We start from the raw sequence: 20,039 nt of genomic DNA, 5'->3' as shown, positions 1-20,039 counted from the left end.
ATGTGACCGTACAACGTGTCTTAGATAAATATACAAAACAAGTTAAACCGTCTTTTCATTATCTACCTAAGGTACTATGTATCGACGAATTTAAGTCTGTGACATCTCATTTAGGGAAGATGAGTTTCATCTGTGTAGACGGATTAACACACCGTATTATTGATGTGTTACCTAGTCGCCAATTAGACCATTTAATCACTTATTTTAAACAATTTTCTAAAAAAGCAAGACATAGCGTTCGCTATCTTGTTATGGATATGAATGCCAATTATGGCAAACTTATTCAGAAGGTTTTTCCTAATGCCGTTATTGTCACAGATAGATTTCATATCATACAACATATACATCGGAATTTAAATACACTACGTATAAGAGAAATGAACTCCGAGTTGTAAAATAAAGTGCAAAAGCAAAATAGTGTTATAAAAACAAAAAAGACAGATAATTAACTTACTAAAATCCACTACAAAATTAGCAAGGTTATTATCGTGTCTAGAATAAATTATAACACAAAGCAACAATATAAGCAGCTATCCTTATCACCGTTTTCCACTGTTTGATTGAATGACGCATACACAAGGGATAGCCGATTATTTATTGGAATAAGTCCCCAAACTACGAGCTACATACGATGTCGTTCATCAATTAAGAGATGCCTTACATATAGAGATTTTAAACGATTTGAAGAAATACTCATATGGGCTAAACAGGAAGCTATTTCTCCTGGTTTACGTAGAGTGCTGAAAACTTTTAAAGGATATTTACCCTATATTAAAAATACTTTTATCTATCATCATTTCACTAACGGTACACTTGAAGGTATCAATAATGCAATTAAAGCACTTAAGAGAAATACCTATGGTTATCGTAACTTTTCACATTTTAGAAATCGTATTTTATTAATGTGTAAGTTATATGTACTGTATACCGTACCATCTACTTCACTAGTTGCTTAATAGTTTAAGTCAAAAGTGACGTACGAATAGCTCCTCCCCCGCACAGCGTGGGAGAAGAGAAATGTATCGTGTACATTTCGGTGAGCCGTACATCACTTTGTGACTTAAAGTAAAAAATAGTGACGTAACATTTGTTACATCACTACCTTTTATGAGTCATCAACCCTATTTGACATAGAGCCACTATTTCTCTCCATCAACACAATTTGACGAAGAGCCTGATTTTCAAAGTATAGCAGACTACATTTGCTTCAAATCAGAAATACGTTTGATTACAGTTTCTAATTGTTGTTTGTAATCATTGCCTTTTTGTTTTTCGGATTCAATGACATGTGCGGGTGCTTTCGCTACAAAACCTTCATTTGCTAGTTTATTTTCGACACGCGACACTTCTTTTTCTAATTTTTCTTTTTCTTTTTCAAGACGTTTGATTTCATCTTCAATATTGATTAAGCCAGCTAGTGGTAATAATACTTCTGCACCACTGATAACAGCTGTCATCACTTCTTCATCTAAGGAAATCTCTGTATCAATCGTTAGTGTAGACGGATTGCAGAAACGTGTGATGTAATCTTTATTGTCGATGAGTAAATCACTGATTTCTTTTGTATTTGCTTTAATGTATATTGGTACTGCTTTGGACAATGGCGTATTTACTTCGTTACGAATATTGCGTACCGTACGAATTAACTCGATTAAGCGTTCCATACTATCTAATGACACAGCGTCTATTTGCGCTTCATTTACAACTGGATAGCTTGCAATAACAATGGATTGCTCAGGATATAATTGTTGCCAAATTTCTTCTGTTACAAATGGCATCATTGGGTGCAACAAACGTAATGTATTGTCTAAAACATAGAGTAAAATACTGCGTGTTGTATGTTTTGCTTGTTCATTGGTACCATTTAATGTTTCTTTCGACATTTCAATGTACCAATCACAAAAATCATCCCAAACAAAGTTATATAGTTGACGTCCTGCCTCACCAAATTCAAACTTATCAAATAAATCTGTCACACGTTCTACTGTTTGATTAAATCGTGTTAAAATCCAGCAATCTGCTAATGTTTTTTCACCAGATAAGTCAATATTTTCTGGTTTTAAGCCTCCTAAGTTCATCAATGTGTAACGACTTGCATTCCAAATTTTATTGATGAAGTTCCAAGCAGCTTCGACTTTCTCTTCCATGTAGCGAACATCTTGACCTGGAGCAGAACCATTTAATAAGAACCAACGTAATGAGTCAACGCCATGTTGTTCAACCACATCCATTGGATCAATTCCATTTCCAAGTGATTTACTCATTTTACGACCGTCTTTATCACGAATCAGTCCGTGAATCAACACATTTTGGAATGGTTTTTGTCCAGTAAATTCTAAACTTTGGAAAATCATACGACTTACCCAGAAGAAAATAATATCATAACCTGTTACTAATGTATTTGTTGGGAAATAACGTTGGTAATCTGATGCTTGTATATCAGGCCAGCCCATTGTTGAAAATGGCCATAAAGCAGAACTAAACCATGTATCTAAAACATCTTCATCTTGTATCCAATGTTGACTATCTTCTGGTGCTTGCATACCTACATATAATTCACCTGTTTCTTTGTGATACCACGCTGGAATTTGGTGCCCCCACCATAATTGACGAGAAATAACCCAGTCATGAACATTTTCCATCCATGTTAAATACGTCTGTTCAAAACGTGGCGGATAAAAATCTACTCTATCTGCTGTTTCTTGTGCTTTTATTGCCTGCTTAGCCAAGTCTTTCATTCTCACAAACCATTGTGTAGATAATCTCGGCTCTACAACAACTCCCGTACGTTCTGAATGTCCAACACTATGTATCATTTTTTCGATTTTTACAAGATAACCTTGTTCTTGTAAATCTGCAACTACACGTTTACGTGCTTCAACATTCGTTAATCCTTGATAACGTTCACCTGCCAATTCATTCATCGTTGCATCATCGTGCATGATGTTAATCATTGGTAATTGATGGCGTAATCCTAGCTCAAAGTCATTTGGATCATGTGCAGGTGTTACTTTCATAACGCCCGTACCAAATTCTTTATCAACATAATCATCTGCAATAACCGGAATTTCTTTATTAACAAGTGGTAAAATAACTGTTTTTCCGATGAAATCTTTATAACGTTCATCTTCTGGATGTACCACAACAGCTGTATCTCCTAACATTGTTTCTGGTCGTGTCGTTGCCAATTCTACTGAACCACTTCCGTCTGCTAAATCATAACGAATATGATAGAAAGCTCCTTCAACATCTTTATGAATCACTTCAATATCCGATAGAGCTGTTTTTGCAGCTGGATCCCAGTTAATAATATATTCGCCACGATAAATAATACCTTTATTATACAAATCCACGAATACTTTACGAACAGCTTCTGAAAGACCACTATCTAATGTAAAACGTTCACGATCGTAGTCAACAGACACCCCCATTTTTGCCCATTGTGAACGAATAGTTTGAGCATACTCCTCTTTCCATTCCCATGTTTTTTCAAGGAATTTTTCACGACCTAAATCGTATCGAGAAACACCTTCTCCACGTAATTTTTCTTCTACCTTCGCTTGTGTCGCGATGCCGGCGTGATCCATCCCCGGTAACCATAATGTGTCATATCCTTGCATACGTTTTTGACGAATAATCGCATCTTGCAATGTCACATCCCACGCATGCCCTAAATGCAATTTACCCGTCACATTTGGTGGTGGAATAACGATGGAGTAGGGTTTTGCATCAGGATTGGCATTTGGTTTAAAAACGCCACTTTCTACCCATGTCGTATATTTTCCTTCTTCTACTTCTTTTGGATTATATTTTGTTGATAAGTCCTTTGTCATTAGTTTCTCCTTTTGTCTTTTATAAATTACTTTTTCTATAAAGCACTTAAATAAACAGTTATCATTTTATATATCGTACTTTATCCACTTTATAATGAACGTTATTTTTTAATCCATTCTCTTTCTTCTTTTAAACATTTTTTCATGTTTTTACTGCATCTGATTGATAATGATAGTAACGTTTTTACCGTCCCGTATAAGAAATCGTTTCAAAGACTCCCCCTAAAAATACATTGTTTTCCATTAGCATATTCGATACTAAATGATTTGTAATTAAGGCAATAAAATTCACATAATTACCACATTCTACAATGTCTACAACTTTACATTCAATGGATATATCAAGCAAGAGCATCAATCACTTTCGATTTTTGATATTAAGTCAAATCTATCCTGTTCAATTTCTGCATCATGTTTTTCATCGACAAATTCCCGTAAATTCTTTATGTAAACTCATTTGTTTTGTACTCTTATTACCATTAAATAAACCAATGCCCGTTGTGTCACCTTTATATCCTAAGAAAAAGATGAAAATTTTATTGATCATATTTTTCTTCGTTTTTCGTATTTTGTTCTTGCCATTCTGATTTTAATAATCCATAGCGTAATTCATCACATATTTGATTGGCATACTTATCACGCAAACGCAGGCGAGCTTCTAATGTAAAGCCTAATTTTTCTGCAACTTTTTGACTTCGTTCATTCAATGAATGACACGCAATTTCCATTTTAGAAACATTTAACAAAGTAAAGCCTATATCTATCAATGCTTTAGCTGCTTCTGGCACATAGCCACGTCCCCAAAAATCTGGATGTAACACATAGCCAATCTCTAAAATATCTCTATTGGCACCATGTCTGCGATTAAAATCAACTGAACCTATCACTCGGTCACTTCCCTTAATCGTAATACCATATCCGTCAGGAATATCGTGCTCTTGATGACTTTTTGGAAGATTTTTCATAAATTCTATTTCATCATCTACTGTTTTTATAACTGGAAACCCACAATTATCAGCAACATCTTCAATACTCGCATACAAAAACATATCCTCAACATCATCGAACGTTCGTGTTCTTAATATTAAACGATCCGTTTCGAGTTTAGGTAAATGGTAGCCGTCATATTCTCCAATAATGTTCATACTCTTTTCCTACTTATCTAAATAACGTTTAAATGCTCCTACTTCTTGAACATCCGATGTCAAATAACGATAGGCACGTTTTTTAGAATCTCCAACAAACTCAACTGGATTGACTTTCCCATGTATTAAATGCCCATTTTCATCAACACACTCTTCATCAATCCATCTCTCTTCAATCGTCGCAAGAATATGCGTATACACACCAACTTCTGTCATGCTCACAACTTGGCATTCAACATTATAAAAACACTCTGTTAAAATTGGAGCATCTACTTTTTCGCCTATCGTAAAATGTGTGTTCGCTTGGTTTAATTTATCTTTTCCGCGATTAAATCCGAATAATTCAATCAATTCCATTTGATTTTTATCAGGTACATTTAAGGTAAACTGACCTGTTTTTTTGATTTCTTCAAAAGAATGATTACCATTATATAATGCAATCGCTACTGTATTAGATACTGTATAAGCAGCGTTAATTGTTGTCACATTATAGCCATACAATTCATCTTTATATCCAATCAAAACGACTGGTGACCCGTAAAATAATTTATTTGTTTCAATATGTACTTTTTTCAAATGTATTCTCCTTTATCCTATTCCTCTAAGTTGATTATAAAAAAACGTCCTAAACAGATAGTTTATCTGTTTAGGACGCAAAACGTGGTACCACCTAAATGTTATACTTTTTATTAGTAACGAAGTATCTCTCCGAACAAACTTACTCATATTCAGTTTGTTAACTCATAAGCTACCTTCATTTTTTTTTATGTAGACAGATTTCACCAAGACTGTCCTCTCTAAAACATATCCAAAAACTACTCCTCTTAATCAACGTAAGTAAATTTTAACATACTCTTTATTAAATGTGAATGAAAAAGATTTACTTTTCTTGATTTTTACGGTTTTTTCTGACATAAATCAAACCACTCATAAATACGACTATAAATCCAACAGTTGTGATATTTGTTTCACCTGTTTTTGGTAAACTATTTTTATTTTCTACTTGTTTTTGTTGTGTTTCTTGTGCATTTTCTGATGTACTTACTGTGTTGTTTGATACATGATAACGTGATAAACCTTTATCAGTATGATATTGTGTTGTTACCTCACGAGCAATTGTAATTGGTTGACTAACAACAGGTAAACCATCTTTTTCTTTTGATGTTTCTGTTGATGTTTCTCCTGCTGCTCCCTCTGATGCTTGTTCATCATTTTTTGGGTTAGGTGCAACACCATTTAAAGCTGTTTGTGCTGCTTTTAATTGATTTAAGGCTTCATTAACTTCTTCTTGCGTTGCTAATTCATTTTTCAATACAGATTGTGCTTTTGCTGCTGCTTGATTATAAGCTTCTTGTTTTTCTTTTGTATCATATTTATAAGCATCGCTTGTTGTCACTTTATCATATTGATCATACGTTTCTTGTAAAGCGGATTTATCAACAACTGGTTTATTTTCTGGCTGAGTAATCGCAAAAATACTAAATCCTGATGTTTCAAAACTTAATTGTCCACCTTCAATTTTAGTAAATAATTGTTCAAATGTACCATCTTCTTTTTGGTGATACACTTTTGTTCCTTCTGGATAAGTACCTGATAACGTCACTGTACGATTACCATCTACTTTTATTTTATTACCATTTTTTGTTAAGTAAATATCATAGAATGTTACAGTTTGATTTTTTGGATTTACTTGTTGATTAAACTGTGTAGTTAAGTCGGTTACAACAGTGTCTTCTGTTTGTTCTTCAACAACAAGTTTTACAGTATTCACAACAGGATTTGTTAAGGTCACAGTACCGGCTACTTTATCATCCGCATTTGTACCAACAATATTTACATATTCTGGCACAATCAATGATACATCTTTACGATTTGATTTATGTTCTACTGTGAATGTAAAATCATTTTCTGATGCTGCATAATCTTCTGGTAATTCAATGTGAACTGTATAATCCCCTACTGGTAATTTTCTTTCAAAAATGAACGGATTATATTTACTTTGTGGTAATTCTGTTTTTTCACCATTCGCATCTATTGCAAAAACACGTGCACCTTCTGGAAGTGGTTTATCAAATAATACACCAAATTTATTACGGAAGATTTCTTGCATTTCAAATGTTGCGACTTGGTCTGGATTTTCTTTTGTTAACTGAACTGTCACAACTTTATTACCAACAAGTTTCACATCGTCTGTTAATAGAACCAATTCCACTGTATATGTGCCATAAGGTAATGCATAAACAGATTTACCATTTCTTGTAAATGTATCTGTCACAATTTCGCCTTTATCATTTTTAATCACATGACGTGAAATCACACCGTGTAAATCAAATGCTTCTCCGTCTAATATAAATGATAATCCGATTGTTCCTTTTTCTTCTGAAGGGAATTTATCTGATAATTTAAATGACGTTGTGTTGCCTGCATAGTCTATAATCTCAAATGTGAATTTAGATGGATCAACATTTTCTGGTAATGTGTATGAACCGTCATCATTTGGTTCAACTTCTATTTCTTCATTTTTATCATTTTTATAAGTTAATCCTTCATAACTAATGCCACTACCGTCTTCTGTAATGCGAGAAGGTTTAAATGTTCTTGTTTCTTTATCGTATGTTCCACCGACACCATCATACATTGGTGCTTTTGTATCAATTTTTACATTAAAACTTGTTTCTTGCATTTCAGAGCCAGAAACATCTGCACGATATGTTACAACATATTGATAATCGCCGTCTGGTAAAACACGATCATCATTGTCTTTACCGTTCCATTCTGTTTCACTTAGAATAGTTGATTTCACATTTTGACCACCGTCATAATATGTTTTTGCACCTTGTCCATTTCCTGTTTCAAAAACAGGATGTTCACGTTTCACATCGTCTTTTTTATAAACTGCTAAGTGCATGTTTTCATAGTTTCTAAGCACCACAGCTTTTAGTGCTACTGCATCTTGTTTTCCATCGCCATTTGGAGAAAAGGCAATTTTTGAATCATCAAATTCAGGTTCAGTGTCTGTTTCTCCTAAAACCACTTCTTTTTTACCATATTTACTTACTAAGGCTGTAAAATGATTTTCTGGATCTCTTTGTTTTTCTTCTTCTGAAGCATTAGGATCTGCATAGAAGTAGAAAGGTTTTTCTGATTCTTTAAATGCATAGATTGGTTTTTCTAAAACTGGTAAGTTTTCAAAATGACCTTTAAACCCAACATAAGGTAAGCTAATCACGTGGTCTTGTGTTTGTGGATCAGAGAACACAACAAAGCCTTCGATATATGTACCATTTTCAAATGTTTGGCTTAATTTTTCATTAAATTCAGAAATATCGATAGGAATTTGAACACTCGTTGTACCATTTGCTGGAACAACAATTGTTTGTCCTTCAACTGTTTTCAATAAACTTGGTTTTAGCGTCACAAGCCCATTTTCAACATCATCTGTATTAACAGTCGTTTTATAATGCAATGTTTTATCTTGATTAGATACATTGTGTACAACTAAATTCAACACAAATTGATTATCAATATTTCCTAAAACAACACTGCCATAATCATTGGTACCTGTTACATATAAATCGCCATAAGCAGCTTTATCTACATCAATAATACCTGCACCTTGTTGTCTTGGTGATGTATATGTTCCTTTTTCTGTATTCACATGAGGATTTGCGGTACTCATCACTAAATGCTTCAATAAAGCTTGCAATGACTCAGGTGATAATTCTGAAAAACGTTGTTTTAATACTTGTTTGACTAGTGCTACGGCACCGGCAACGTGTGGAGAAGCCATACTTGTTCCACTTTCTGTTCCGTATGTACCATTGTTAAATGAAGAATAGATAGAACCACCTGGTGCTGTTACGTCTGGTTTTAACTCTCCATCAGATGACATTCCCCAACTTGTGAAATCTGTTAGTGTATTTGCTTTGTCATTTGGAATTTTAGCTAATTCTTTTTTAAAGACTAGTTTATAATCACCTGAATGTTCTGACAATTCTTTCCCAAAAGAATGCCCTAAAGAAACAATTGGAATTTCTTTATCTAAATCATTTAAAATCATTCCCATTGTGTCTTCTCCACCTACTTCGTGGTTAAAGATAACAACCCCTGCAACTTCTCTTAACATTGCACGTATAACTTTTTCAGTAAATGGAATTTCTCCACGTTGAATTAGTGCAACTTTATCTTTTAAATCATTTTCGCCAAATTGTTCAAAATCTTCTTCTTTACCCAAATTTACATAAACATATTCATATTCTTTTGTTGGATCGAATAATTTTTGATATGTACGAATCGGCGCTATACCATTATGTTTTGTTGCATCATTTGCTAATTGTGGCACACTAACAACAGAGGAATTTAAAACTGAATTGTTCATCGCTGCAACAGAAATAGAATCATACGCAATAGATGGATCCCCTACTAAACCATAATCTGGATTACTTGCTAGAGGTGCTCTATATCCAAAACCAAATGTATTACTATTCCCTGCTGCAATAACAACAGTAATACCGGCTTTTCTAGCTAAATCAATGGCACCAGATACTGCTTGTCCTATTTCTAAAGTAGATCCTGCTGATGACCCTAAACTCATGTTAATTGAGTCAGCACCTAATTTTACTGAATCTTCAATGGCTTTCACATAAATAAAGGAGCTTGTTCCTTTCCCTCTTTTATCTGAGAACACACGCATAAACATCAGTTGCGATTCAGGAGCAACTCCTGCTACGTAATCGCCATTTGGTGCTGGTTTTGTTGGATTCCCAACGGCTGTCCCCGTTACGTGCATACCGTGTGAGTCTTCTTTTTCTTCTTTTATATCATCGTTCCAATCATTATAGTTAAACGCATAAACCAATTTATCACTATACCATTTTCCATAAGTAATACCGGCTTTTTGCTTTGCATCTTCTAATTCTTGTTTAGATTTATATTTTGCCGTTGATGTATCTGTAAGATGCAAGACATCATGTTCTGGATCAATACCAGAGTCTATAATAGATACTAATTGTCCTTGTCCTTTTATATTTTTATCCCATAGTGCTTGAACATTGATCAGTTGATTACTGTCAATTGCTTTTCCATAGTTGACCGGCGTATTAGATTCATTCGAATCCGCATTTAATGTCGGCACTTCGTAATCAACAGATACGTCTACTGATTCAACATCATTCAAGGCTTTAATTTCTTTTGCTTGTTTATAAGTTGTTTCTAATGAAACGCCATTAAATAATAGGTCGTATTCAAATAATTTTTTATACTCAATTCCTTTTGCTTGTAATGTTTTCAAAAATGCTTCACGTGCTGGTTTAGTTTGCGTTTCACGATTAGCACGACCTTCAGGTGTTTTTAAACTATTTGGATCAACTGCTGCTTCTTTTAATTTAACGATAACTTGTACAGTATCATTATCTTGATAAGGTTTTTCACCAGCAGTAATATTCGACAATTCCTCTTGTGCGTAGGCAATGTATTGCGTTGTTGGTAACACCAATGGTTGAACAATGCCAAACCCTAAAGTCAACGCCATCATACTTACCGTCAATTTTTTAGAAAATTTCAACATTCCCACTCCTTTATTAAATATAAATAACAAAAATGTTATTTCGGTTACTGATAAATTAAATTAAACACCTTAAAATGAAAAAAGTCAACATTTTTTATGGCAAAATTTTCATTTTTTATAAAAAATGAAAAAAAAAGTAACATTTCTATATTATTTAATGTTTTTCAATTTATATATGTTATAATCGTTCTTGTCATAATGAAATGGCAAATTTATTTGTAAAGGAGAAATGTATAGTGGCAGAAAAATACAGTGTTGTTTTAAAGCACGTTACAAAATCTTATGATAACCAAGATATATTAAAATCCATTGATATGGAATTAGAAAAAGGTAAATTTTATACCTTGCTAGGTCCATCTGGTTGTGGTAAAACAACAATTTTGAGGCTAATTGCTGGTTTTAGTTCTGCAACGAGTGGAGAAATTTATTTAGACGGAGAACAAGTCAATAAAATTCCTGCTCATCAACGAAAAGTAAATACCGTTTTCCAAGATTATGCATTATTTCCACATATGAACGTTTTTGATAATATTGCATTTGGTTTATCTGTTAAAAAAATAGATAAAGAAACCATTAAAGAAAAAGTAACAACCGCTTTAAAAATGGTACGTCTAAGCGGTTATGAAACACGCAAAATATCAGAAATGTCAGGTGGACAACGTCAACGTGTTGCCATCGCTCGTGCCCTTGTGAATGAGCCAGAGGTACTATTACTAGACGAACCCTTATCAGCGCTTGACTTAAAGCTCCGTACAGATATGCAATACGAATTACGTGAATTGCAACGTCGCTTAGGTATCACATTTGTTTTTGTCACACATGATCAAGAAGAAGCATTGGCAATGTCTGATTGGATTTTTGTCATGAACAATGGAGAAATTGTCCAATCAGGAACTCCAGTAGATATTTATGACGAACCAATCAATCGCTATGTAGCTGATTTTATTGGTGAGAGTAATATTATTGATGCAAAGATGATTGAAGATTACAAAGTAGAATTTGTTGGTAAAATTTTCGATTGTGAAGATGCTGGTATTCCAAGTGGAGAAGCCGTTGAAATCGTTATTCGTCCTGAAGATATTGATATTACAACACCAGAAAAAGGAAAATTAGTTGCAACTGTAGATACCATGTTATTTAGAGGTGTATTTAATGAAATTATCGCTTATGACGAAGACGGCAATGAGTGGATGATTCACACAACCGATAAAGTAAAACCTGGTGCGAAAGTAGGATTAAATTTTGAACCTGACGATATTCATGTTATGAGATTCAATGAATCTGAAGAAGACTTTGATGCTCGTCTTGAACAATACGAAGACTGAGGAGGCTGAAAATTGAAAAAGAAACACTATAATTATGCTATTCCTTATTTATTATGGATTGTGTTATTTGTCATTGCCCCACTTGTATTAGTTCTTTATCAATCTTTTTTTGATAGCAATGGACAATTTACTTTAAATAATTATATTCACTATTTTACCTCGGCTAATTATGTCAAAATGACAATCAATTCTTTTTTGTATGCGTCTCTTGTTACACTAGTGACCTTGGCTTTCAGTTATCCTATGGCTTATTTATTAAGTAGAACAAAACATAAACAGTTATGGATTCTACTCATTATTTTACCAACATGGATCAATTTATTATTAAAAGCATACGCCTTTATTGGTTTATTTAGTCAAACAGGTACAATCAATGAATTTTTAACATTTATTGGTATTGGACCTCAACAATTATTATTTACAGATGCTGCATTTTTAATTGTTGCAGCGTATATTGAATTGCCATTTATGATTATGCCTATTTTCAATTCTATTAACGATATTCCTTATTCAATGATTGAAGCTAGTGAAGATTTAGGAGCTTCTCGATTAACAACATTACGTCGGGTTATTTTTCCTTTATCTTTACCAGGCGTTCGAAGTGGTATTCAAGCTGTATTCATTCCCTCATTATCTTTATTCATGTTAACACGTTTAATTGGGGGAAATCGTGTCATTACATTAGGAACAGCCGTTGAACAACATTTCCTTGTCACACAAAACTGGGGAATGGGATCTGCTATTGGCGTTGTTTTAATGGTACTCATGATTATTGTTATGTTCTTGACACGTGATAAAAATGAAGCAGGAGGACTAAGAGATGAATAAATTTAAATGGCAAAATATATATTTATGGTTTATGTTTGCTGTGCTTTATTTACCTATCTTCTACTTGATTTTTTATTCATTTAATGCTGGTAATGATATGAACCGTTTTACCGAATTTACATTAGAACATTATACAAAAGTCTTTGAAGATAGCCGCTTGATGATTTTTATTATCAATACGTTTATTTTAGCTTTATTATCTGCATTGATTGCAACTGTAATTGGGACCTTCGGTGCAATTATGATTTATTACTTTAAAAAGAATACAACAAGACAAACTTTTTTAAATTTAAATAATATTTTAATGGTAACACCTGATGTTATGATTGGGGCAAGTTTACTGATGTTATTTACATTTTTGCTTCCTGTAAAATTAGGATTCTTTAGTGTATTGATAGCCCATGTTGCCTTCAATATTCCAATTGTTGTGTTAATGGTTCTACCAAGATTATACGATATGAATGATACAATGATTACTGCCGCTCAAGATTTAGGGGCAAACGCTCGGCAAATCATGGGACGCGTTATTTTACCAAGTATTTCAAGTGGTATTTTTGCCGGATTTTTCATGGCATTTACTTACTCATTAGATGATTTCGCTGTGACATTCTTCGTCACAGGGAATGGATTCAGTACCCTTTCTGTTGAAATTTATTCTCGTGCTAGACATGGTATTAGTTTAGAAATCAACGCTTTAAGTACGTTAATGTTTTTATTATCCTTTGTACTAGTTATTGGATATTACATTATTCAAACAACAGAACAAAGACGAAAAAAACGATAATATAACATAGAAACGGGGTACAATATGAAAAAATTATATCAGAGTGTTTTGCTTATTCTTGTGATATGCATCGGACTATTTGGTATTAAATATCAAGTAGAACATACACAAGGATTAACCGGAGATAAAGTCATTCATTTTTTTAACTGGGGAGATTACATTAACCCTGAACTCATTGGGGAATTTGAAGAAGAAACAGGCTATAAAGTCGTTTATGAAACTTTTGATTCTAATGAAGCAATGCTGGCAAAAATTAAACAAGGTGGGACATCTTATGATGTTGCTGTGCCAAGTGAATATATGATTCAAACAATGATTCATGAAAACATGTTAAACACCTTGGATTACTCAAAATTAGATAATATACGTCATATTGATGAACGATTTCTAAACATGCCATTTGATCCAAACAATCGTTACTCTATTCCTTATTTTTGGGGAACTTTAGGAATTTTGTATAATACAAAATTCGTTGATGAAGAAGAACTTCAAACATGGAATGACTTGTGGAATCCAAAATTTAAAAATAATATTTTAATGTATGATGGTGCTAGAGAAACGTTAGGTATAGGTCTGCAATCTCAAGGATATTCCTTAAATGAAACAAATACAGATGCTTTATTACAAGCTACACAAAAAATGAAGCAACTTATGCCAAATATTCGTGCAATCGTTGCTGATGAAATTAAAATGTATATGGCAAAAAATGAAGCAGCCATTGCGGTTACTTTTTCAGGAGAAGCATCTACTGCTCTAGATGAAAATGAAGATTTAGCCTATACTATTCCGAAAGAAGGATCAAATATTTGGTTTGATAATATTGTCATTCCAAAAACAGCAGATAACTTGGACGGTGCTTACGCACTCATCAACTTCTTATTACGTCCAGATATTGCGGCACGTAATGCAGAATACATTGGCTATGCCACACCAAATAAAGATGCAAAAGAACTGATAGATCCTGAAATCACATCTAACAAATCATTTTACCCAGATGATGATTTGATTAGTCGATTAGAAGCCTATAAAGGATTATCCAGGGAAAAAAATAATCAGTTTAATGATTTATTTTTAGAAATAAAAATTGAAAATAAATAGATTTACTCTATAATACAAAAGAGGTGAATTGATGCTGAAAAACGTCAATTCACCTCTTTTATCTACAATAAATTGTGTCAGTTTGGTTACCATGCAATAAAATACTAAATTTCAGTATTTTAATTATTCTCAATAGTAAAAAAGGCAGCGAGTGGCTAATGCCATTCACTGCCTTTTTCACTATTTCTTTATACAATACAATTTGATGAAAAGTCTATTTTATTCAATACCTAAAATATCTTTAATATCATCATTTGTTAACTCATGACGCATCATCACATCATTGACAACTTCATCAAAAATAGCTTTCTTTTGTTGTTGCATATCATTCATCTTATCTTCAATAGTTCCTTGAGAAATCAATCGGTATACTTGTACCGTTTTTTTCTGACCAATACGATGCGAGCGTCCCATTGCCTGTTCTTCAACAGCAGGATTCCACCATAAATCATACAAAATAATGGTATCGGCACTCGTTAAGTTTAATCCTGTTCCTCCAGCTCGTAATGAGATAAAAAAGACATCGTGTTTTCCAGCATTAAATGCTTTAACCATATCCATTCGTTGTTTTGTATTTGTTTGCCCCGTTAACATAAAACTATCGTGTCCCATGTTTTTTAAAGCATCTTGTAAGATAGCAAGCATACTTGTAAATTGAGAAAAAACTAATAAACGATGCCCTCCAGCAATAGCCGTTTCAACAAGTGTTAAAAATTGTTCTAATTTACCAACATCACCGACATAATCATCCATAATCAATTTTGGATGACAACAAATTTGGCGTAAGCGTGTTAATCCAGATAAAATTTCTAATTTATTTTTTGTAAATTCTTCACTAGAATAATGCGCTACTCTTGTTTGAATATTTTGCAAATACCCTAAATATAATGCTTTTTGTTCTTTACTCAGTTCATTATACAAAACTGTTTCAATTTTTTCGGGTAATTCTGTTAATACATCTGATTTTAATCGGCGTAATAAGAATGGTTTTGCCATTTTTGCGATTGTTTTTGTATCTAATTTTTTATAATCTCGAACATGTGGAAATAAACCTGGTAGAATAAGTGAAAAAATAGACCAAAAGTCTTCTTTTCTATTTTCAATAGGTGTACCACTCAATGCAAAAATAACATGCGCAGATAAATGGCGTAAACTACGATGTAGTTTTGTCGTGTAATTTTTAACCATTTGTGATTCATCTAATACAATGGCATGCCACTGTTTTTCTTTATATGAACGTTCATCTTGTCTAAAACTTTGATAAGATGTGATATATATTTGCACATCTTTTTTCAAGTTATCTAATCTATCTTGTTTTAACCCATTTACAATTTCTACTGATAGATTAGGTGCAAATGTATCAAATTCGTGCTTCCAATTATAAACTAACGAAGCTGGACACACAATTAAGTTCGGCCGATTATTCGTTTTCTGTTCTTCTATCTCACTTAATAAATAAGCTATCGTTTGGATTGTTTTACCTAGTCCCATGTCATCTGCTAAAATACCGCCAAATTGATGTGCAGATAACATTTTTAACCATTTAAATCCATAAACTTGATAATCTTTTAATGTTGTTTTTAAACTCTTTGGTATAGATGCACGAAATAACTCTGGATGCGTTAAGTCATAGACTAAATTAGAAAAATAATCATCCATATTAATATTTTTGTGTAAATCAGATACTAAGTGTAGTGCTTGTGTTTGATGTAATTGAATATGGCCGTCTTTTAACACATCTTTTGAGCGTAACTGATTTAAAATATGATGAACATCTTGAAAAACATCATCTCTTAAATCAACAAATTGCCCATTATCCAACTGATAATAGTGATCATTTTCTTGAATATGCTGTAAAATTTTAGAAATATCTTTATCAGAAATACCATCAATATTAAAGGATATATCGAGTAAAGAACCTTGTGTATCAAATCGTATCATTGGTATATCAACTTGAAAGGCTTTATCTTGTAAATCTTCAGACAAAATAACATGACTAAAATCATTCAACTGTGTTTTTTCACGTGATAGAAAATCATAAAATGTATCTGTAGAATGTAAATACTTTTCAAATCGCTCTCCTTTTTTAGAAAAACCTAATGTTAACAATTTATTTTCCAATCGGATAGCATCTTCTACATTATACTGATCGAATACATCTGTATTTGTTTTTATATCAATCCATAATGTATCGTCTTCTTTCGTCACATAAAGATCTGGCCTATATGTTTGTTTTTTCACAATATAACTACCATCATAATGGATATGTGTAATTTGTTCCAATAAAGGTATTGTATAATTTATAAAATCAGAAATATTTTCTGTTTTTATCAGAATAGGTTTTATTTTACGACTATCAAAAATATCTAATAATAACTCATAAATCGGCAATAAATCTTTATCTATTTTATAGAAATGAGTTTCTATTCTAAGTAACATAAAATCATCTAATATATCCAATAAATGAGGATGTTCTAAAGAACATTCTAACCCTAAACGATGTTTATTCACATAAAAATGAAGAGGTGCTTTTTCTTCAGAATAATGATAAGTTTCAACAACATGGTCATTTAGTACAAATATTACATTTTTTAAATGAGAGGTAATTTCCAAACATTCTGCTACTACCAATGGATGAATTTGAAGATATTTTAAACTAGGTACATACACATCAGGTTCAGAATACGAAAATACTTTTTTCAAAAAAACAAATAAGTGATGTGTCTGTTGATCGACTGCATAATCTTGCCAATCAATCGCATCTTTACTACCTAATGTATACGTCCTACGCTCAAAATACGTATATATTAACTCTGGTATACTTTTTACGACATATAATTTCTGTTTTCCAATTTTTAAAGAAATCAATAATCGTCTATCTCGCCATTGTGTTGTCATATTCAATGTTACTTCTACTTTAATAAAAGACGTATCAATTTCCATTTTTTTAGTTTGTGTATATAACGACTTACTTAAACGATTTAATCGAGCTGCTGTGTCAACAACTTGATGCTTTAATTGATGAGATACACTTCTTTCATATCCTTGCATATTTAAATATAATTCAGCAGCTAAAATATGTTTACAATAGCCATGTTCTTTAGAGTATTGACAATCACAAATATCCTTTCCTGTACTTGTTGCATCTAAGTAAACAGAAAATAATTGATTGTGGTCTAAAATTTCTGAGAACCATACCGTTGAGGTCGGATACTTCACAATACTCAAGACCCTATTTTCTTGTACTAATTGTTTTGCTTCATCTATCATTTTATTTGATATACCGTTGCTCATCGTATCCTCCTCACTCAACTAAATTGTAATTTTATCATACCATACTTTTGACCATTACAGTAGTAACTACTCTTTTACTCAACAATAGACACTAGCCTGATTTTCATAATATCTTTATGTAAGGATAAATCCTCAACAATATTGACTAAAGAAATATCTTTTGGCAAATGAATTGTAAAAATATTACGATACACATTTCTACCGTCCACATTTTGTACATCGAATAAAACATCATTCAATTCAATAGAATATTTTGAAAAATATTCATTTAAAAAGGCTTTTGTTTCTAGTCTATGCACAAATTGAACTTCTAATCTTTTCACATTCGGAACATGTACAATAAAACGGATGATTGTTAAAGAAAAAACAACTGCTAGAAAACTTAAACAAGCAATTTTATAATATCCCATACCTAAAGCAATACCAATGCCTGCCGATGTCCATAAAGAAGCTGCCGTTGTTAACCCTGCTACTCTTTGCTTCGTCACAACAATTGTACCCGCACCTAAAAAACCTATCCCACTTACAATAGGCGCTAATAAACGTACTTGGTCAACATCTATTTCTGGATGAATACTTAGTTTTTCATAAAAAACTGCACTTTGAATAAGGGCAACTGTCGTTGCACCTACACATACTAAAATATGTGTTCTAAGTCCTGCCGGTCTACTTTTTCGTTGTCTATCATAGCCTATAACACCTGCAAAAATAATAGCTAAAACTAATCGAATCGCAATATCTTGCGTTGTCATGTATATATCCTCCTTTATGATAACGCTTAATTTCGTAAACTTTAGTATACCATAAACGGTAAAAAATATCATCTATGAAAACATCTAGACAAGAACATATTGTTGTACTTTAAAAATAAGGCTCTTCGCCAACCTCAGTTGGCGAAGAGCCTTCATATAGATTACATTCATTGTTGTTGCTGTTTATGTTCAAATGCTTTTTTTTGCCATATATAACATGCTTTTGAGTCAATCACTAATAGCATAAATGTATTAATTAAAATAACAATAACATCATTATTTTGTTTTATCAGATATGTCTGTATTTCTACTAAAATCGTAACAATATCAACAATAATAAAGAAAATATACGATGCAGATTTTCCTCTAATCAACAAAAAACGTGCCAACATTCCTAGTATAAAAACTAAAAAATTACCAATAATTAACACGATGTTTTGTTTGTCTTCTACAATATATGTATATAAAACAAAGAATAAAATACATCCTCCAATAGCATTGTAAATCAATGGTTTTAAATCATGTTTATCGGTGTACGTAATGGTGTCTTCAAATTCAATATAGCCAATAATCGCATACACAGCTCCAATTAAGGCACTGATTACGCCACCTACTAAATCATATTGAAATTTCACAAAAGCAGTCACAAAACATCCTATAATCGTCACAATATAATAATGACGCTTCAATCCATTTGAAAAAACAACACCCATATACGCATCAAAAATATTATTTAAAATAAGTCCGACTACTAAAAAATTCATGCCATGATAGTCTTGAAAAACTGTATAAAATGTAAGTAGTAAAAACACGAGAAACCAAATTTTATCAAAATAACTTACCCATTTAGGTTCATCCATGTTCTTCCTCCTATTGTAACGCTAAATATTGTAAGGCCATAATTGTTTTTGCATCAATAATCGTACCGTCTTCAACCATTTCTAAAGCTTTAGGTATCTCTATCCATACAATATCTAAAAATTCATCTTCATCTAATGATAGTGGATTTTCAACTTCTATTAATTCTGTTGCTTCAAATAACGTAATTTTTTCTGTACAATATCCTGGAGAAACAACAAAAGTGTAAACTTCTTTCCAGTGTCTTGCTTGATAGTTTGTTTCTTCTTCTAATTCTCGTTTAGCTGCACTTAATGGTTCTTCTTTTGGAGAATCTAATTTTCCAGCAGGTACTTCAAAAAGTGATTGCTCAATCGCTTTTCTATATTGTCTAACAAGCAATACTTTATTGTCTTTTGTAGCAAGAATACATACAGCACCATGGTGTTTAATAATATCTCTTTTGGATATATTTCCATTTGGTAAGCGAACATCGTGACTTTCTACATCAAAAATAGCACCATGATACACATTTTTTGATTGTAAGGTTGTTTCTATATAATCATTCATACGTATA

General features: G+C 32.5%; 15 protein-coding genes and 1 other annotated feature. Of the genes, 6 read left to right on the top strand and 9 right to left on the bottom strand.

The window, feature by feature from the left end:
- Positions 1 to 395, top strand: a 395-nt coding sequence (locus GMA11_RS05550; RefSeq protein ID WP_163546229.1) for a transposase, incomplete at its 5' end; no start/stop codon positions are given.
- Between the two features lie 165 nt (positions 396 to 560).
- Positions 561 to 956, top strand: a complete 396-nt coding sequence (locus tag GMA11_RS09515) for a transposase (protein WP_163546228.1) — start codon at positions 561 to 563, stop codon at positions 954 to 956.
- Positions 957 to 1,196: 240 nt separating this feature from the next.
- Here the strand turns inward: GMA11_RS09515 and GMA11_RS05540 are convergent, their stop codons facing one another.
- The 5 genes from GMA11_RS05540 to GMA11_RS09470 all read right to left on the bottom strand — a co-directional run bounded on the left by GMA11_RS05540 (position 1,197) and on the right by GMA11_RS09470 (position 10,544).
- Entirely contained in the window at positions 1,197 to 3,833 is a 2,637-nt protein-coding gene (locus GMA11_RS05540; RefSeq protein ID WP_163546227.1) for a valine--tRNA ligase, read from the bottom strand.
- A gap of 418 nt (positions 3,834 to 4,251) precedes the next feature.
- A complete protein-coding gene (locus tag GMA11_RS09435; protein ID WP_255466010.1) occupies positions 4,252 to 4,380 on the bottom strand; it encodes a hypothetical protein in 129 nt (42 codons plus the stop codon).
- Complete coding sequence (locus GMA11_RS05535; RefSeq protein ID WP_163546226.1) at positions 4,370 to 4,978, bottom strand: GNAT family N-acetyltransferase; 609 nt, start codon at positions 4,976 to 4,978, stop codon at positions 4,370 to 4,372. The genes GMA11_RS09435 and GMA11_RS05535 overlap by 11 nt, the downstream gene beginning before the upstream one ends.
- A gap of 9 nt (positions 4,979 to 4,987) precedes the next feature.
- Positions 4,988 to 5,554 (bottom strand): flavin reductase family protein, encoded by a 567-nt coding sequence (locus GMA11_RS05530; protein WP_163546225.1) that lies wholly within the window; start codon positions 5,552 to 5,554, stop codon positions 4,988 to 4,990.
- Between the two features lie 68 nt (positions 5,555 to 5,622).
- Positions 5,623 to 5,819, bottom strand: a binding site (T-box leader).
- Positions 5,820 to 5,858: 39 nt separating this feature from the next.
- The gene (locus tag GMA11_RS09470) at positions 5,859 to 10,544 is read right to left on the bottom strand and encodes a S8 family serine peptidase (RefSeq protein ID WP_163546224.1); all 4,686 of its coding nucleotides are present in this window, start codon (positions 10,542 to 10,544) and stop codon (positions 5,859 to 5,861) included.
- Between the two features lie 203 nt (positions 10,545 to 10,747).
- Here GMA11_RS09470 and GMA11_RS05520 point away from each other — a divergent pair, with 203 nt between their 5' ends.
- Genes GMA11_RS05520 through GMA11_RS05505 form a run of 4 tightly spaced genes read left to right on the top strand, consistent with a single transcriptional unit; the run spans position 10,748 to position 14,579 of the window.
- Complete coding sequence (locus tag GMA11_RS05520) at positions 10,748 to 11,869, top strand: ABC transporter ATP-binding protein (RefSeq protein WP_163546223.1); 1,122 nt, start codon at positions 10,748 to 10,750, stop codon at positions 11,867 to 11,869.
- 12 nt (positions 11,870 to 11,881) lie between these two features.
- Complete coding sequence (locus tag GMA11_RS05515; protein WP_163546222.1) at positions 11,882 to 12,697, top strand: ABC transporter permease; 816 nt, start codon at positions 11,882 to 11,884, stop codon at positions 12,695 to 12,697.
- Positions 12,690 to 13,481, top strand: a complete 792-nt coding sequence (locus tag GMA11_RS05510; RefSeq protein WP_163546221.1) for an ABC transporter permease — start codon at positions 12,690 to 12,692, stop codon at positions 13,479 to 13,481. Before GMA11_RS05515 ends, GMA11_RS05510 begins: the two co-directional genes overlap by 8 nt.
- Before the next feature lie 24 nt (positions 13,482 to 13,505).
- The gene (locus tag GMA11_RS05505; protein WP_163546220.1) at positions 13,506 to 14,579 is read left to right on the top strand and encodes an ABC transporter substrate-binding protein; all 1,074 of its coding nucleotides are present in this window, start codon (positions 13,506 to 13,508) and stop codon (positions 14,577 to 14,579) included.
- A gap of 219 nt (positions 14,580 to 14,798) precedes the next feature.
- Here the strand turns inward: GMA11_RS05505 and GMA11_RS05500 are convergent, their stop codons facing one another.
- From GMA11_RS05500 to GMA11_RS05485, 4 genes are all read right to left on the bottom strand, one after another.
- A complete protein-coding gene (locus tag GMA11_RS05500) occupies positions 14,799 to 17,873 on the bottom strand; it encodes an SNF2-related protein (RefSeq protein ID WP_163546219.1) in 3,075 nt (1,024 codons plus the stop codon).
- 74 nt (positions 17,874 to 17,947) lie between these two features.
- Complete coding sequence (locus GMA11_RS05495) at positions 17,948 to 18,625, bottom strand: MgtC/SapB family protein (RefSeq protein ID WP_163546218.1); 678 nt, start codon at positions 18,623 to 18,625, stop codon at positions 17,948 to 17,950.
- A gap of 167 nt (positions 18,626 to 18,792) precedes the next feature.
- Positions 18,793 to 19,485, bottom strand: coding sequence for a nicotinamide mononucleotide transporter (locus tag GMA11_RS05490; protein WP_163546217.1), 693 nt, complete (start codon positions 19,483 to 19,485; stop codon positions 18,793 to 18,795).
- 10 nt (positions 19,486 to 19,495) lie between these two features.
- Positions 19,496 to 20,032, bottom strand: coding sequence for an NUDIX hydrolase (locus tag GMA11_RS05485; protein WP_163546216.1), 537 nt, complete (start codon positions 20,030 to 20,032; stop codon positions 19,496 to 19,498).
- Positions 20,033 to 20,039 lie beyond the last annotated feature (7 nt).

This window comes from Granulicatella sp. zg-ZJ, assembly GCF_010892355.1.
Classification (GTDB): domain Bacteria; phylum Bacillota; class Bacilli; order Lactobacillales; family Aerococcaceae; genus WM01.
This window is presented reverse-complemented; position numbering and strand designations above follow the sequence as displayed.

What these genes read in the sequence shown, in the direction of transcription:
- GMA11_RS09435 (WP_255466010.1), bottom strand. Translation starts at nt 4,380, where the DNA reads ATGATCAATAAAATTTTCATCTTTTTCTTAGGATATAAAGGTGACACA.
- GMA11_RS05520 (WP_163546223.1), top strand. Translation starts at nt 10,748, where the DNA reads ATGGCAAATTTATTTGTAAAGGAGAAATGTATAGTGGCAGAAAAATAC.
- GMA11_RS05510 (WP_163546221.1), top strand. Translation starts at nt 12,690, where the DNA reads ATGAATAAATTTAAATGGCAAAATATATATTTATGGTTTATGTTTGCT.
- GMA11_RS09470 (WP_163546224.1), bottom strand. Translation starts at nt 10,544, where the DNA reads ATGTTGAAATTTTCTAAAAAATTGACGGTAAGTATGATGGCGTTGACT.
- GMA11_RS05495 (WP_163546218.1), bottom strand. Translation starts at nt 18,625, where the DNA reads ATGACAACGCAAGATATTGCGATTCGATTAGTTTTAGCTATTATTTTT.
- GMA11_RS05485 (WP_163546216.1), bottom strand. Translation starts at nt 20,032, where the DNA reads ATGAATGATTATATAGAAACAACCTTACAATCAAAAAATGTGTATCAT.
- GMA11_RS05505 (WP_163546220.1), top strand. Translation starts at nt 13,506, where the DNA reads ATGAAAAAATTATATCAGAGTGTTTTGCTTATTCTTGTGATATGCATC.
- GMA11_RS05500 (WP_163546219.1), bottom strand. Translation starts at nt 17,873, where the DNA reads ATGAGCAACGGTATATCAAATAAAATGATAGATGAAGCAAAACAATTA.
- GMA11_RS05535 (WP_163546226.1), bottom strand. Translation starts at nt 4,978, where the DNA reads ATGAACATTATTGGAGAATATGACGGCTACCATTTACCTAAACTCGAA.
- GMA11_RS05540 (WP_163546227.1), bottom strand. Translation starts at nt 3,833, where the DNA reads ATGACAAAGGACTTATCAACAAAATATAATCCAAAAGAAGTAGAAGAA.
- GMA11_RS05490 (WP_163546217.1), bottom strand. Translation starts at nt 19,485, where the DNA reads ATGGATGAACCTAAATGGGTAAGTTATTTTGATAAAATTTGGTTTCTC.